This window comes from Paenibacillus sp. SORGH_AS_0306, assembly GCF_030819345.1.
In the GTDB taxonomy this organism is placed as follows: Bacteria; Bacillota; Bacilli; order Paenibacillales; family Paenibacillaceae; genus Saccharibacillus; species Saccharibacillus kyungheensis.
Genome location: NZ_JAUTBP010000001.1, coordinates 4758003 through 4772910, shown reverse-complemented (window position 1 = coordinate 4772910; position 14908 = coordinate 4758003). Strand labels below are relative to the sequence as shown.

The window sequence follows — 14908 nt, the reverse complement described above, 5'->3', positions numbered from 1 at the left end:
TATGAAGTAGAAATTTACTTCGCCCAATACTGCTCAGCAATTTTCTGTCCTTGATTGATTTTTTTCCACTGCTCTGCTTCGGTCAACTCATTACCACCATCGCAAGAAGCAAATCCGCATTGGTGGGAAAGCAACAAACGATCTTTATCAATAATCGTAGATGCTTCATCCAACAGTCGAAGAACGCGTTCTTCATCATCTAACGTACTTGTTTTGGAAGATAGTAAGCCCAAGACAACCTCAGTGTTTGGCTTGTCTTTGAACACAGCAAGCGCTTCAAGTGAACCTGCACGCTCGTCATCCCACTCTAAGAAAAAGCGATCATATTTCAATTGCTTCAAGAACAGATTCGCAATCTTCACATACGATCCGCCACCCATGTTGCGAGAATCATAGTTACCACGGCAGTTATGTGTCCACATTTTTAGTCCCAGACTGTGGCCGTAGTCGATAACGGTATTGCTAATATCGATAAATTCAGTCGCAAGCGCCTGTACTTCCTCCTGATTGATATGCTCGCCAGTGTAAGGAGAGTTCGGGTTATCATCTGCGAATAGTTCCCATAAGCAATCGTCAAATTGTAGAATTTTACCACCAGCTTCGGCAAATTCTTTCACAAATTCAGTATAAGCTTTCACCAGACCCGCTTTGAGTTCTTTGGAATTTTGGTAGACCGCATCCGTTCCGCCGATATTATCCGACCAGGACAATTCGCCGAAAATATGAGATGGAGACGGTACACAAAGCTTCGTCTCACGATCGCCTGCATGGTCTTTTAGCTTTTTGAATACTTCGATAAAATGATGGTTTTTCCCACCTAATTCACCTGTAATCCGTAGCCCGATATCTTTGCGTGTCTCATACTTGGAGCTACCATCCGTATCACGGAAAAAGTATCCATGATCTGCGATATAACGTTCGATCCCTTGAAAGCCCCAGACAAAGTCCAGATGCCACATCGATTTGGAATACTCCCCATCTGTAATGATCGACAGATCATTTTCAATTTCTTTTTCCACAACAGACTGGATCGCCTTCGCTTCGGTCTGCTCATATCCTTCGAACTCCTGATAGAACGGATAGTGAATATCGTCCCGATGCTCGATTTGTGTTTTATATTCTAGCAACTCAGCTGGTCGCAACAAGCTGCCTACGATTTGAAATTTATCACTCATGTTAAAGTCCCCCTTGGTGTTGTTCACGTGTAATGATTATTTGTTTATTTTAACACGGGGAGACTTTCTTGGCGTAAGCTGAAAAGGTATATCTGGTTATAGTTATTAGCTATGACAAAACAAAAAGCAATGTATAGGATTAATTTCTAACTCCAATACATATCTTTATACACTCAGACATCAATCATATTTCCTTTAGCGGATATAACAGAACTTATCACATAGGCGACAAAAATAATTTAAAACCGTATCTGTTTTAGCGTAGTTTTATAGCGATCCATCTTTTTCTGAAATGCACTTCGAGAATCCTTTATTAAGTAAAGCTGACTTCGATCTGCAATCTCCTCGATGATCTGATCGATACTTTTATCGTCTGTTATAATTTTCTCTTCTGTAATGATATGGTCAAAAGCATACATACACGGCTCAATTCTTTCCCTCGTCCATGTTCCCCGTTCAAAACGTTTTTTAAGTCGTTTCTCAATTGTTTCCTTTTCTGCATAAAGAATAAAGTGATATACTTCTACACCATCTCTCACTAAACGACCGATAATTTCCTCATAATAGAGAGGATCAATCAATGTCATAGGCGCGATAATAGTCCCTTCATATGTAGATGATAAATATTTCAGCATATCGTAATTAAACGAACGCCACTGCGTATGGTCTTGAAAATTAGGTTTATGTAAAGCTATAGGTATATGTTTACGAATAAAATAGCCAACATTCTCAGGATCATATACGAATGAATCAGGCAGTCTTCGATGCAACTCATACGCACAAGTCGATTTGCCAGAACCGTAAGCTCCATTAATCCAAATAATCATTGGAACACCTCATCTTCTAAATGCTGTGCCACTTTACCCAAAATCTCTTCAAACTTTTCAGCTTCTTCTGGCTCAAGCGGATCATAGAAAAATTTAATCATTTTCTCTGAAAATGCTGCTTCGATCTTCATCATATCGAATCCTTTATCACTCAGTTCTAACGTAAATCTTCTTTTATCGTTCAGACTCTCTTTTTTAATCACATATTCATGCTTTAACAACGTTTTGACCATTTCGACGACAGATGATTTTTTCACACTCAATCGGTTAGCAATTTCCGTAACCGTAGCTCGATCTCCATCCTTATGTAATTTATAAATAGCGATTAAATATTGGTAACTATTAAAGGTCATTTCGCCATATCCAGCTTTTAAAAACTCGGCGTTTAATTGGCGGTTAAAGAATTTGTAGCACGTGTCCATACTTTTAAAAATAGTCATAGATACTCCTTTTTTTTAATTAGTTAGGCTACCGAACATAATATATAATATTGAGAAAATTATCAATAAAAACTAGCTACAACAGTATAGAGATACAAAAAAGACCATCTAAAAAGATGGTCTTTTCTAACTTAATAATGGAGGCGAGGGGAATTGCCTCCTATTTTGTACTAACTTTTTCATGCAGCAAAAAAGCCGTTCTATATAAAGAACGGTTTTTCTAAAATCGACTAATTTGATACTGATCTGAACTAACGTTCTAGAAAAATCGAACCAACTTAATCGCATCATCAAATCCTGTGCGATATACGGGAGCTATATCATCTGTTCGTTGTATGTACATGGTTTCAAGCTTATTTGCAGCGTGTTGAAAATGATCCGGTAGATGTTGCTTTATATTGGCTAAAATTCCATCAAATTCAGTATATTACTCTTGAAGCTTTTCTTCCTTTTCTTGAGCTATGATTTCTATTCTTCGTTCTATGGATGGTTCAATAAATTTAAACATAATACCTTCCTTTTTGTAATTTCATTGCTTTATTTTTATAGTTCTTATTTCTATTAAATACCATTCATAGAATATAGTAAATAAGAATTGGCGCGGTGAATTCGTATCATTTTTCGACATATAAACGACAAAAAATATCACACCTATTATAAGGAAGGTGTGATATTGATATTCGGATTCAAGGCATGTAAGTTCCGAGCAGTTTTATTAATTTTGTGGAAGGCTACCGAGCATCGCTTTTGATTCTCTCCATTAAAGTAGATGTAAGTATAGTTTCGATCCATAGAAGTCACATTATCAACGTTATTTGAAACGCTGCGATCAGCATGATAAAAACAAAAGACATATGCATTAAGCGCAGCAGTCCAATACTTCAACGTTCTAGGCAAATAATACTCGCTGTTTTCTGTATGAACAACAATGCGATCAAAGTGATTGGCGTATTGCAAGAAACAAATTGTTGAAATAGGGATGCTTATTAGTCCATATTCGCCGTCCGGATCTTTAATAACCGTCAGCATGTAACCCCTCCTATTTCTTTATCAGTTCTCAGGCACTTCTGGTGAATATATAAAGTTGATACTTGCAGTACTCACAAAGTACATTGCAAGCGAAGCTAAAGCTGTTGCAATCGCACCATATAAACGCATATGTTCACCTCTTCCATTTAATCAAAAGTAATGTCTGTATAAAAAATACAAGAGCTATTGTTGCCGATCCAATAAACAAATTACTCAATACAATTATGATACCCATCAAGTTTAATAGTGAATAATACTTGGATGGGATACGTGATTGCTTCTCGATATCCGACGGAGCAAAAATAATACGTAGTAGCGTACTAATAAGCGTCAATAAAACTGTTGTTTGCTGTGATAAATCTATTAAAGATATACCTATAAAAAGTAAAGAAGAGACTGCTACACACCACATCCCTGATTTCAGATGATAGCACCCGTAATCTGCCTCAAAACTGCAAAAGAGACCATGGCAATTGTAGCCTTCCAAAACGTTTCAGTTATAGTTGTTACTATTAATACTGCAGCTATAATCATTAGCATATTTAATAGTATTGCAAGTGCATGCCTTAGCACAGCAATACTTGCTGGATGATCATCTGAAGCTTTATTTTTGCATATACAGCCATAGAAATTCGATCAATCATATTTAACCTCTTTTTTGACAACATAGTAAATCAGGATACTTGAAAGCAAAAACATATAGATGATTATATAGTACAAATTATTGAAGTAGATGAGTGTAGATAAGAGGATTAATGCTGCGACAATGAAGAGTAATACTGCTATGTGTTCAAATTTAAAACGAAGTCTTTCAAAATCAGCCGTAAAGCCAATATGATATCGCAAGAGAAACCATACAATACAAAACGTTAACGTACTAATTACCAACTGAACGATAGAACCTTCCCATGAATACTGCATGTCTGTATTAAATGAGCCATACAAAATTAGTATTACAGCTGTCTGTAATAGAGTGTATATTAGCATTCCTGTAGCTGTCATTATTATCGACCACAGGAGTGGTACATGGGTGAGCAAGCTAATAACGAGTACATACAGAATCGTTACCATAACTGGAGCCAAATAAGAGAGTTGTTCCTTGCGCAACATATAACTTACAAGGTTGATCACGAGGAACATAAAAGATGCTGGCCATATGTACGGTAGGGGACTAATTCGAAAAATAGATACTATTAAAGCCATTCCTGCACAAGCTTCAATACTTGAACATAATATGAAGCGTATAGTCTCGCTAAACAATATTCTTCCTCCAAATCCCGAATAAATAAATTATACGCCAAGATATGGAATTACGCTATTTGATAATTCACTAAATAAATTCTAAATTTCTAACCTACCGAATCTGCAAATGATATAATAATGAAGTGTTAGGAAGGAGGTGATTACTTTGGACCTTCTTACTCTGATTGCAGCATGTATAGCGTTACTGACTGCACTAATCAATTTGTTTATTGCATTGCGTAACTCTGCTGACAAAAAGAAAAAGGACTCTAAGCGCTCCCAACGCTTAAAGTCCAAGAGAAAGAAAAAGTAATTATCCGAACAGGCAATAATATTGCCTGTTCCCCCTAACACAATTATAACCGTTACAAAAGTAAAATAAAACGAAAAATTCTAATATAATAAACCTTGCGTCAGTTTTTGAGACAATTATGCAACTATAATAACATTTTGCACAATAAATTAGACAATTTGTACGCTATAGCAGATTCTTTTCAATCTAAAGGTAAATTATATTTTTTGAACTGGGAGTGATGTATGTGCTTCAATATATTACTTTAGGAATAACTTTCGTGACCTTATGTATAAGCTTGTATACTCTCTCGATTGTACTTCGTAATAAAAAACAATAGTACGGATAACTTCATATTTAGTACATCTATTAAATAGAAAAATACCCATCAATACATGTTTGATGGGTATTTTCAGTAATTAAAGACTCGTGAAACGACTTACTTTTTAGAGGATGCATATAGCCAAACTAATCCGGCAACAATTACCAAGAAAATCAATTTCGTAAAAATGTATTGAAAGAAAAAAGCCCCAAAAGCCAGGCAGCATACTGCCATTAACGTATAGACGACTTTACTGACTACTTGATTTGACTCGTCTCGGTACCAGTAAGTATCATTATCAAAAACAGCTTTAATCCAACTCCAAGCCATTGCCATAAGATAGAAGCCACTAATAAGATTCATAGCCCATTCAGAAAAGATTTGTGTCTTACCATCAGACGTAAGTTCAACGAAAGCAGAAAGATTTTGAACTGTTAGGGTTTGAAAAAATAATATCGTACATACTCCGACTACTGCAGCAATTAATGTCAATATTGACGTGACGCTTTTTTCGCGATAAGCATAAACAATAGCTTCCATTGGCGTGCACTCCTCTAGTATATTTTTTATTTTCATTAAGAGATCAGCCCTGCCACAAAGCTGATCTCTATTAGTCTCTAGTCTTATTTACGGTTTTTCTTTTTTTCTTGATATTCCTTCTGCTTTTCTTCAGATACTTCAAAGCAAAAGGCTTTCTTTCCTACAGTACTCGCATGTAGAACTTTACCGTTTTTCAGTGTAATATACGGCGTACAAATCATCATAATTATCATTTCCTCTCACATGGTTTTCCTTGCAAGAGGGCTCTCATAGTGATACAGTATGAATATCCCTAGTCATACGTGTAGTGACAATTCACTACAAGAAAACACAGTTTTATCGAACCGTGGGCCCTCTGCAAGGTCGACGGTTTTTTGCTATTTCCCTCATCTGTACTCCTCCTTTTATTTGTCGCATGCTTCTAATTGTCTTCGGGCAGCTTGTTGTGATATCCCACATAAATTTGCCACTTCAAAAATATTCTTACCTTTAATAATATGTGCAGGGGCCAGAAGCTCTCCAGCAAAAGCATTAGCTTGCCATTCAGGATCTCTATATGCTGGTAGCTTCTCTGCTACCCCCATTGATCGAGCAAAATATATGTTTCCTTGTTTATGCATGAAGTAATGACCAACTTCATGTGCTATTGTTAAACGATCTCTTCCTTTACCTTGTAAAGCACCCTCATATACATCCTCACGGATTTTGATGAGCTTGTTGTTAGGATAAGCCAGTCCATGTTTTGAACCCATTTCTTGCTTTGAGACTGGTACCCATGTAAACTCTGGGTCCAAACTCGGCATTACAAATTCAAGAAACTGAACAATTGGAAAATATGGAACGTTTTCGCACTTACAAAACTTACGAATGTCGTTTGCAAAATCTCGAATATCAGCACGAGACAAAGGGGAGGCTTCATATTCACTCATTAATTCACCCCCTCATCGCCACCATTACGAAGAATTTTAAGAATTTGTGTTTTCTTTTCCTCGTTGAGTTCTTTAAACTCTCGGGCGAATGCCATAACCAAATTTTTATCTTGGTTACTAGTGTTTCTTAGATCAATTTTGATCGACGGAACCGAATTCTCAATTGCAAACTTGAGTTGGTTCTTACTCTCATCGTTGAGCTGATAAAAGTTAGTTATTTTTTCAATCCAATCATGAGGGACATTTCGTTTGCCTGTTTCCACAGCTGACAAATATGAGGATGTTACTTCCAATTTATCAGCCATATTTTTTAGCAACTCTCCATTATCTATTCTCAATTTACGACAAAAAGTCCCGAACTGAGTCAACATTGGATACCCTCCTTCCTACATATGAAATTGTTTACAAGTCCATATTAACAGTTAAGAGAAAACAAATCAACAATTTTTAGTTGATTTGTTTTCAATAAAAAGAAAATATTTTGCCATAATATCGAACTTTTTCGTCCCTACTTTAAAAATAGAAAAAAGCTACCCTGCTGAAATACTCATAAGGATAGCTTTCAATCACTTACTCGTACTTAGTCTATTGCTCAGCACAAGCTCGAATAATTCGGTAGCTGATAGCCCAGCTAATGCGCCACACCATAAGCGTAATGTTAGGCTAAGATCAGTAAACGGTTGAGCTGCACAGCCGATCAGACGTCCATCCTGTACTTTGCACCCATTAATCGTAGCTACTTTGGACTCGGTTTCAAAACATACTATGAAACCGAACATATCCTCCAATTCTCGAATCGGCACATAGTTCTTGTTATCGATAAGCACGTCAGTACCTTTGCATGTCTGGCTACCATTAACATAAGTTACTTCAGTTGATTGCGATTGTGCGCCTGGCTTTGTGACGGGCTGATTGCTACCGCTGATTACATACCGTGCCTTTAGCTCATCCAGTGTGCCATTATATACGTTCAGATCGACACCCACCATTGATTCCGCCTACCTGACCAGAATCAGTATATTGCCAGAAGTCCCATGCCTTCCATACAGGTGCATCGTCCGGTACCCGGGTGTTACTGTAATGGGCAATCCATAGATCATAGCCGCTCAGTACGAAGCTAAAATTTTGAGCAAACGCATTGCCAGTGTATACGATCGGTTTACGACCGCTTGATCGCTCTACTTCCTGCAGAAAAGCAAGTGCTACGGCATTGATTGTGTTTTTTTCAGATTGCCAGGGTTGTTCTCATAGTCCATCACCGGAGAAAGCTCAAAGCGACTGGCTCCACCAGCCTCCTGCAAACGACTCACAAAGTTAGCCGCCTCCAGCTTCGCATCAGTGACATTCACAGCATTTACGAAATGATATGCACCTACAAGCAACCCTGCTGCACGTGCACCCTTCACATTGTTCAGGAACTGCTTATCCAGATAGTTTTTCCCTCATTTGCCTTGATGAAGGCAAATTGCTGCCCGGATTCCTTTACCTGGTTCCAATCAATATTACTCTGCCAGTGGGATACGTCGATCCCCTGTGCGTTATTCTGCTTTTTGTTCTGCATTCTGTTCATCCTCCTGCTTCATTTTTCCTATACGGCGACAGGTTGTGCTTCTGGAATAAGATTCGGATTTGCAATCGCCTCTGTTTTTGATTGAACTATCCTCATGGCATTCAACAATATAGAAGGCATTGGCAAGCCCATACGACCGGCATTCTCAATTACTGGCAATAGTTCATTCGCCAGATAAAAGAAAATAACCGTATCCTGAAAATAACCAATCCCGCCCAGTACCAGATCAATGAAATGTGCCACTGCTACCATTCTGAATGTCGCTAACTTACGAGCGATTCCCCAGTAACCAACCTTGCTTTTGAGTTCACCATTCATCCAAGCAGCTGCCCAGCCGGTTCTTTATAGGCATACATCATGCTATCAGTGACCTGGCTATACGACTCTTTAAAGCTATTTGAAGTTTGTGAGATTGAACGGTTAATTTCTTCCATTCCAGCATCTGGGCGAATGAATTAAACCTTAGCTAAAGACGATACAAAGTCACCCATTTTTGATTTATCCTGCACCAGTAATGCAGCATCAACAATATTTGATGCACCTTCAGCTCGATTGGAAAAAAGCCCCTTCGTGTACATTGTATCGTTCAATGACAACAATGAACTGCGCTGAGCATCGGTCGTATACGAAGCAATGCGAGCTGCTACCGAGTAATAATCCCCTACACCATCGAACATTGCATCTTTGATGCCACCAATCAAAAGTGCACCAGCTGCAGCAGCCAGAGCACTGATCTTCGAAGTAATCACATCTACAACTGGACTCACATGGTCTTGCGCAGTTATCTTCACATCAGCATCACGAATACCTCGTAATTCAGCATCCGCGCGTCCAGCAGAGAACGCAAATCATCTGCCCCACGCCGCGCACGGCTGAAAATATCGCCTACTTCTGTAATGCTGAGGCGTGTCCCTTCATCCGTAGCTGAACTCACTCGGCTGCTCATCTCACGAACCTCATCCGTAGCTCGGCGCATCGATAAAGCAAAGTTTACACTCATGTGGTCAGCGTTGCGCCGGAATATCTCGACCTCGTTGTTTGCACGATTCAGTAGCATGTTTACACGCATGAGTGTGGACGAAATAAAGTCACGAGCCTCAAACGGCACCGTAACTGTGGCTGTAGTTACGATTGTTGTTCATCTGCCTTTATTTACGCGCTGCGCGTTCTCATTCTTCTGCAATCATACTGGTAGCGAGACAGAAGTAATATTGCCGTTCTTTGCTAATCTCATACGGCAACACTTCAGCTGGCGACTTCTTCTGGTTTATCCACCAGTGCGCAATCCAGCTTGCTTCTGCCTCACGCCGTATCAGTTTTTTTCTTCTACCAGCAGAGAATCTTTCGTTTCTTGGAAATTACGTACTGCTTAATCGTCTGGATTGTTGAACAAGCGCAGTGGCAACTCATTTTTGTTCGTGCAGTCGTAAGCTTTGAGCAGATCGAGATTGTTCCACTCGAAGTCATGCTCCGTAGCTTTTACAATCATCGCCTCGATCTCATTGAACGTTTCTTTTGGCGTGCCGTCGTCATGGAAACACACTTCATAAGCGCGGCGGACATACATTGTGATAAGGCGACGCACAGACCATTTATCATCATTAACGGTTACTTCGATTTGTTCCGGTTTTTCTATAGTAGTACCAGCAGCCAATTATTTTTATAATTTATCAGTAATGATTTATGCCTCCATTCTTTAGTAATGCAAAAAGGCTATCTAACTTCAGTAGCCTTTTTATAAATTCAATTTGGTAAAAAGAAATTAACGATTGAATTGTCTTGATTATTACAGTCTACAGGAACGATTTCACTGAAATGAAAGCAAAAGTGTTCTGCTTCAATAGAATAAGGGGTTATATAATCTTTGATGTGAGGATAAATTTTATTCCCTGCTTTTATAATCAAAGGAATAATATTAATGAAAATACACTCTTCATTTATGCCTTTTTGTTTAGCTTGATCTTCAAAAGCATCTGCATTTACATAATTTCTCAATATACCTTTAATATTAGGACTCAATTTAGATTTATCTTGCGGCAGATTTATAAGAAGATTGATATCATACCAGGAGACGGGCAGCTGAGAATATGAACCCCCTTCTTCTTCAAAAGGTATTTGAAAATCAACCCAATAATGTTTTTGAATTTCTTGAGGAGCTTTTGTATTTTGAACATGATAATTGAAAACTGTTCTGATACGATTAGCTAAATTGTGATGTCTAGCATTTCTTATAGCAAGTATTAGGCATAACTCAGGTTCTCGATACCAATTTATTGTTCTAATATCCTGTTTCTTCATGGCATCATATAAATTGTGGAATGCATTTAAAACAGAATTGAACCCACTTTCAAAATTACCTACTGCCTCAGGTCGATCTACTCCCACTATTGCGAGAAACTTCATATTCGCTTCATTTAGTATTCTTAATGATTGTGCTAGATCTTCAAAGGAATTGTTAATCATATTCACCAGTCCTTAATTATCAATATTTATACAATTAAGTTATTCACTGGTGCTATATAATATCCCTTTAATTCGAAAATTAATATTTATGCCATGTATTCCGGAAATTTACCAATGAAATCGAAGTCGGTTGCCGTACCTTCAAGTGTAATATCAATACCATTGTTATCATCAATCTTAGCAACAAGGATATCAATATCGCCATGAATATGAATATCCGTTAACAGTACACGTTCAACATTACCAGTGATCTTATCTTCCAACGATCCGGTGATCCGCAGAAGGAAAATGGTTTTACCCGGTTTGAAATTCTCCAGCAGCCTGTAACGACACCGAGATTTAAGTTTTGACATGACCAGCTTTACTGTAATTTCATATTTAGTTAACTGCTTAGTTTTGGTCATCCGGCGTGCTCGAACAATATCGAGGTTTTCAGGTTTAAGAATAACCTCAATTTCCTCAAGGTCTGGATGTCGTCCCCACCATCATCCTGTACAGATAGATACCGTCCAATAAGTTCGCGTTCCAATTATGCCACCTCTCAATCAATATAAAACGCTTCGATGGAATCCAGCGGCTGTACCTTCAATTTACAATATGCGTAATCGAATGCACTTGTTTTGCTGCTGTCCTCATCAAATCTGTAATCTGCGCCAATCGCCTTCTGTACTGCTCGGATCGCTAGGTATTCTTTCACCGCACCAATGAAAATTCCGCGACCATCTTTGTCATTATCCAGAGTGGCGCGGAATTTTTTGAAAGATGAATACCGGTGTGGTGTCACATCAATTACCAAAAAACGCTCCTCTTGTATCAACACTTCATCGCTACGCTGGATGTCTGTCGTTGATGGTAGTCCGATTTTTTTTGTGATCGTCCAGATGATTGGCTTCTCATGCGTTTTACTTGAGCTGGATGTACTGACAACTACACACTTATATTCGCCCACCACGTCCGGCTTGCGAATGGTGAAATCACCGTCCTGTTGTCCAGTCACTCGAATCACCTGTAGCGGCGTATGAAAATCATGCCTCATAACAGCATCACCGTCACATCGCCGTCGCCGTCTCCCTTCTGCTGCTGAATCCACAAATAAAGGATATTGTCCACATCTATATTACCGGTTGTCTTGCCAGCAACTGCCTGCCTTGTATAGGTCCAAGCGCCGTCAGATTCAGAAGCACAATTCAGGGCAACAGAGGTCAGATATTCATCGCTATCCTGCAACACCAGAGATTCAGCCAGCTTGACCCATGCAAGCCTGAGCTTTTTATCTGGAACTTCGGGGAATGACACCGACAAGTACAGCTCAATGCGAATTTGCGCATCATCAATATACTACTGAAGCAGCTTCCTGCACAGGCGCAACGCGGCTTCGCGTTTTAAGCTGTTGGGGCGTTAGCATACGGATCATCGGATTTCTTGATTGCGGCCAGAGCATCGATCAGCTGCTGCTTTTCCATTTTGATGTAACCTTCGATCTGGGCTTCTTTGGCTTGTTTCTTCAATGCTGTCAAAGTCGGCTCCTTATCCTTGTCTTCGCCAGCAAGAGTAGATGCATCCGTAATCTGCTCCACTTCAAAATCATGTTCTGACTCCAACTTGTCTGCCACCTCAGCATCTTCGATCATCTGCGGCTTGCCCCGTTCAAAACGAATAATTGGTACCAGTGAACGTAATTTTATGCATTAAAACGTCACCCCTTCTGTGAATACCACTGCTGCTGGCTCTTCAAAGATTGAATCGTAATCGCCATGGATAGCGTAAAAATGCTTGTCCGCGTAGATAGCTTCTTTTCCTTCCGTCGTTTTACGAATTTACATATCGTACGTGTTTACCAGCACGAAGTTTTTTTCATATGTGAAGATCACAACGCCTTCTGGCATATGCGGTACTTCTTCCACATCATAGGAGTTAATCTTTTTGACACCTCCCATGATTTGCAGCTGGATCGATTCGCTAGTATCCTTTTCAGCCAGTGCCTGCAAACGTTCCGAGAACGTGTTGGGATGCATGTAATACTTGAATACGCCGGCAGCTGGAACTTGCTGTAGTCAACTAGATTACCTTTCGCCTTTGCTTTCTTAATCCAGCCATCATTGATTTTAAGGAAATCGTAGTCAGGGTTCGTGCTTGGCGTAGCTGTGTTGACGTTAAATCCCAGGTCTTGCATATTATCAGCAAAGTTTTTGGTCATTGCATCTAAAATGATTTCCTCAGCATCTTGACCACGTACCCGTTTGGTTTGTCGGATAAATTCTTCTGTGATCTCAAATGGAAGCACCACAGGAACCACTGCATAAGGTACTTGCGGGAATTCCGGAGCTTTGATATTAGCAGCTGACACGTTCTCTACTTTGCTGCGCAAATTACGACCAGTTACGCCGACCTTATCAATACTACCTTTAGCAGCCGTACGTGTGAGTGTACGGCTGCCTTTCAAAAACTCTGTAGAGTTGTATGCCATCTCCATAAACTTGTCTACTTGCACGTAGTTGAGTGCAGGCTGATCCATAGTTGTGACTGTTGTAGCCTTAACAATTTCACCATTACTTCTCATTTGTATTATCCCCCCAGTTTTTAATTACAGTACGCCTGCAAAGCTGACGTCTCCTGCTGATTTATGAATATCGTCTTGCTCGGTACCGCACTGAGCAGAAACACCACGACTGTTTTTGATGAGCTGTACTTCATCCTTTAAAGCTTGCACTTGCTCTGTCAGTGGATTCATAGCTTTTGCAATGGCTTCCCTCAATGTATTCTGCTGATCACACGCAGTGCCTTCTTCCTTCTTCAACTCAGTTACTTGTGCAGCCAAGTCACCTACCTGCTTAGTAATCGGTCCCATCGCAGTGTCTACTGCTTTTGCAATAGCTTCTGCTTTCAAATCGTCTTCCTCCTCATCTCCAGCTTCTTTCGGAGTTGTTTTATTTTTCAGTTCAGTCAGTGCGGTAATGCATCATCGATATGCTGCATGTTGCCATTGTAAATCTTCTTGCCTGTCTTTTTAATAGCTTCAAGCGGCTTGCTAATCGCTTTTAGAATGTCGTCTTGTTATCATACCCCCTGGGCGATATCAACAAAATCTTGAAGCGCTTCGCGGATAATAGCCGGATCGTATTCCATTCCGCCTTCCCAATTGCTCCAACGAAAAAGGACCAAGTTAGGAGCATCTTGTGCAGCCCAAAATTCTCGATACTTTCGGTTATGGTTATATTTTTCAGTAACAGTGCCTTTTTCAATGATGCCAAGTGCTTTCGCAATACGGTTTAGCAAACCCTTCGTCACTGGTTCTTGCTCAGATTCAATTTTTTTCCACTTACCTATGCCCCACATGGAAAAACCTGTGATCTCGTCTTTCTTAATTGCATCCCAAGTGTCCGAATCTGTCACTTTCACACCAGCAACCCAAGAACCTTTGGTAATAGTCTGATCACCTATAATTATCTCGCAAGGGGCGATATAGAATTCTACTACATAGCCTTTATCTGTATCCAGATCGTGTTGCTTATCGATGTTATATGTGTGCTACCTTTTCAATTTCTTCAGCACTCATCTGATCATCATGAGTATCTGCTGTATCTGGTTGGTATACTACGCTAAGCACAACCTACTTGTCTTCATCTGCTTTAGCAATGCGGATTTCTTTCTGAATAGACACTTTACCTGCTTCTTTGATGATCGCAAAATGTACGCCATTCGCACCTTTATCAACCAGCGAAATGTGTGTGATTTTTGCGTCTTTCAAACTATAAACCATGTTTTCATTCACCTCCTCTCATTTTCTGATATAATTGTTACATTGTGTATTGAGTTCAGCTCTGCTGGGGTCACCTGTAATGCTTCTTCCTATGGTTGGCGGTTTTGTCATTAAGGCAATTGCAAGTTACATCGCTGCTAAAAAGACATACAAAAAAACTGCATATTCAAAGGAGGCGTTGCCTATGAAAAATAGGATTAAAAAAGAGTGTTCGCTTATTAAAGCTTCTCTTTTATCAACAACTGCCGACCTTTCTATAGGGGTTGCTGGCAGTTTGCTGGCCTGAATACACAAGAGACCTGCGTTTTAGCGCGGGTCT

At 39.5% G+C, this 14908-nt stretch carries 26 protein-coding genes and 2 pseudogenes; 1 reads left to right on the top strand and 27 read right to left on the bottom strand.

Annotation, left to right across the window (positions count from 1 at the left end; all coding sequences use genetic code 11):
* Positions 1–14: 14 nt before the first annotated feature.
* From QE450_RS21225 to QE450_RS21105, 27 genes and pseudogenes are all read right to left on the bottom strand, one after another.
* Positions 15–1175: a cobalamin-independent methionine synthase II family protein gene (locus tag QE450_RS21225; RefSeq protein WP_307301900.1), complete on the bottom strand. Its 1161-nt coding sequence runs from the start codon at positions 1173–1175 to the stop codon at positions 15–17.
* Between the two features lie 239 nt (positions 1176–1414).
* Positions 1415–2002 (bottom strand): AAA family ATPase, encoded by a 588-nt coding sequence (locus QE450_RS21220; protein WP_307301897.1) that lies wholly within the window; start codon positions 2000–2002, stop codon positions 1415–1417.
* Complete coding sequence (locus QE450_RS21215; RefSeq protein WP_307301895.1) at positions 1999–2442, bottom strand: metal-dependent transcriptional regulator; 444 nt, start codon at positions 2440–2442, stop codon at positions 1999–2001. The genes QE450_RS21220 and QE450_RS21215 overlap by 4 nt, the downstream gene beginning before the upstream one ends.
* A gap of 654 nt (positions 2443–3096) precedes the next feature.
* Entirely contained in the window at positions 3097–3471 is a 375-nt protein-coding gene (locus QE450_RS21210) for a LytTR family transcriptional regulator DNA-binding domain-containing protein (protein WP_307301893.1), read from the bottom strand.
* A gap of 21 nt (positions 3472–3492) precedes the next feature.
* A complete protein-coding gene (locus tag QE450_RS21205) occupies positions 3493–3600 on the bottom strand; it encodes an AgrD family cyclic lactone autoinducer peptide (protein WP_307301891.1) in 108 nt (35 codons plus the stop codon).
* A 291-nt stretch (positions 3601–3891) separates the two neighbouring features.
* A complete protein-coding gene (locus QE450_RS23600; RefSeq protein ID WP_373462057.1) occupies positions 3892–4089 on the bottom strand; it encodes an accessory gene regulator B family protein in 198 nt (65 codons plus the stop codon).
* 1355 nt (positions 4090–5444) lie between these two features.
* A complete protein-coding gene (locus QE450_RS21200) occupies positions 5445–5867 on the bottom strand; it encodes a hypothetical protein (RefSeq protein ID WP_307301889.1) in 423 nt (140 codons plus the stop codon).
* 83 nt (positions 5868–5950) lie between these two features.
* Entirely contained in the window at positions 5951–6091 is a 141-nt protein-coding gene (locus QE450_RS21195) for a hypothetical protein (RefSeq protein ID WP_307301887.1), read from the bottom strand.
* Positions 6092–6271: 180 nt separating this feature from the next.
* A complete protein-coding gene (locus QE450_RS21190; RefSeq protein WP_307301885.1) occupies positions 6272–6796 on the bottom strand; it encodes an ImmA/IrrE family metallo-endopeptidase in 525 nt (174 codons plus the stop codon).
* The gene (locus QE450_RS21185) at positions 6796–7167 is read right to left on the bottom strand and encodes a helix-turn-helix domain-containing protein (protein WP_307301883.1); all 372 of its coding nucleotides are present in this window, start codon (positions 7165–7167) and stop codon (positions 6796–6798) included. The genes QE450_RS21190 and QE450_RS21185 overlap by 1 nt, the downstream gene beginning before the upstream one ends.
* 195 nt (positions 7168–7362) lie before the next feature.
* Positions 7363–7785 (bottom strand): hypothetical protein, encoded by a 423-nt coding sequence (locus tag QE450_RS23595; protein ID WP_373462018.1) that lies wholly within the window; start codon positions 7783–7785, stop codon positions 7363–7365.
* The gene (locus QE450_RS23590) at positions 7757–7987 is read right to left on the bottom strand and encodes a GH25 family lysozyme (protein ID WP_373462056.1); all 231 of its coding nucleotides are present in this window, start codon (positions 7985–7987) and stop codon (positions 7757–7759) included. The genes QE450_RS23595 and QE450_RS23590 overlap by 29 nt, the downstream gene beginning before the upstream one ends.
* An 11-nt stretch (positions 7988–7998) precedes the next feature.
* Positions 7999–8357 (bottom strand): annotated as a pseudogene (locus QE450_RS21175) (glycoside hydrolase family 25 protein).
* A 27-nt stretch (positions 8358–8384) separates the two neighbouring features.
* Positions 8385–8705 (bottom strand): annotated as a pseudogene (locus tag QE450_RS21170) (phage holin family protein); the annotation flags it as partial.
* Positions 8706–8821: 116 nt separating this feature from the next.
* Positions 8822–9157 (bottom strand): hypothetical protein, encoded by a 336-nt coding sequence (locus QE450_RS21165; protein ID WP_307301881.1) that lies wholly within the window; start codon positions 9155–9157, stop codon positions 8822–8824.
* A complete protein-coding gene (locus QE450_RS21160; RefSeq protein ID WP_307301879.1) occupies positions 9154–9312 on the bottom strand; it encodes a hypothetical protein in 159 nt (52 codons plus the stop codon). Before QE450_RS21160 ends, QE450_RS21165 begins: the two co-directional genes overlap by 4 nt.
* Before the next feature lie 423 nt (positions 9313–9735).
* Positions 9736–10020, bottom strand: coding sequence for a hypothetical protein (locus tag QE450_RS21155; RefSeq protein ID WP_307301877.1), 285 nt, complete (start codon positions 10018–10020; stop codon positions 9736–9738).
* Between the two features lie 89 nt (positions 10021–10109).
* Positions 10110–10829 (bottom strand): hypothetical protein, encoded by a 720-nt coding sequence (locus QE450_RS21150; RefSeq protein WP_307301875.1) that lies wholly within the window; start codon positions 10827–10829, stop codon positions 10110–10112.
* 86 nt (positions 10830–10915) lie between these two features.
* Entirely contained in the window at positions 10916–11233 is a 318-nt protein-coding gene (locus QE450_RS21145; RefSeq protein WP_307301874.1) for a hypothetical protein, read from the bottom strand.
* A gap of 137 nt (positions 11234–11370) precedes the next feature.
* On the bottom strand, positions 11371–11826 hold the full coding sequence (locus QE450_RS21140; protein WP_307301872.1) for a hypothetical protein: 456 nt from the start codon (positions 11824–11826) through the stop codon (positions 11371–11373).
* 35 nt (positions 11827–11861) lie between these two features.
* Positions 11862–12131, bottom strand: a complete 270-nt coding sequence (locus tag QE450_RS21135) for a head-tail connector protein (RefSeq protein ID WP_307301870.1) — start codon at positions 12129–12131, stop codon at positions 11862–11864.
* Positions 12132–12211: 80 nt separating this feature from the next.
* A complete protein-coding gene (locus tag QE450_RS21130; RefSeq protein ID WP_307301868.1) occupies positions 12212–12460 on the bottom strand; it encodes a hypothetical protein in 249 nt (82 codons plus the stop codon).
* A gap of 236 nt (positions 12461–12696) precedes the next feature.
* Positions 12697–13389 (bottom strand): hypothetical protein, encoded by a 693-nt coding sequence (locus QE450_RS21125; protein ID WP_307301866.1) that lies wholly within the window; start codon positions 13387–13389, stop codon positions 12697–12699.
* Positions 13390–13413: 24 nt separating this feature from the next.
* A complete protein-coding gene (locus QE450_RS21120) occupies positions 13414–13716 on the bottom strand; it encodes a hypothetical protein (protein ID WP_307301864.1) in 303 nt (100 codons plus the stop codon).
* A gap of 170 nt (positions 13717–13886) precedes the next feature.
* Positions 13887–14291 (bottom strand): XkdF-like putative serine protease domain-containing protein, encoded by a 405-nt coding sequence (locus tag QE450_RS21115; protein ID WP_307302789.1) that lies wholly within the window; start codon positions 14289–14291, stop codon positions 13887–13889.
* A gap of 55 nt (positions 14292–14346) precedes the next feature.
* Positions 14347–14436: an XkdF-like putative serine protease domain-containing protein gene (locus QE450_RS21110; protein WP_307301862.1), complete on the bottom strand. Its 90-nt coding sequence runs from the start codon at positions 14434–14436 to the stop codon at positions 14347–14349.
* A gap of 3 nt (positions 14437–14439) precedes the next feature.
* Entirely contained in the window at positions 14440–14589 is a 150-nt protein-coding gene (locus tag QE450_RS21105) for a hypothetical protein (RefSeq protein ID WP_307301860.1), read from the bottom strand.
* A gap of 79 nt (positions 14590–14668) precedes the next feature.
* Between QE450_RS21105 and QE450_RS21100 the strand changes: the two genes are divergently transcribed.
* The gene (locus tag QE450_RS21100; RefSeq protein WP_307301858.1) at positions 14669–14875 is read left to right on the top strand and encodes a hypothetical protein; all 207 of its coding nucleotides are present in this window, start codon (positions 14669–14671) and stop codon (positions 14873–14875) included.
* The last annotated feature ends 33 nt before the right edge of the window (positions 14876–14908 follow it).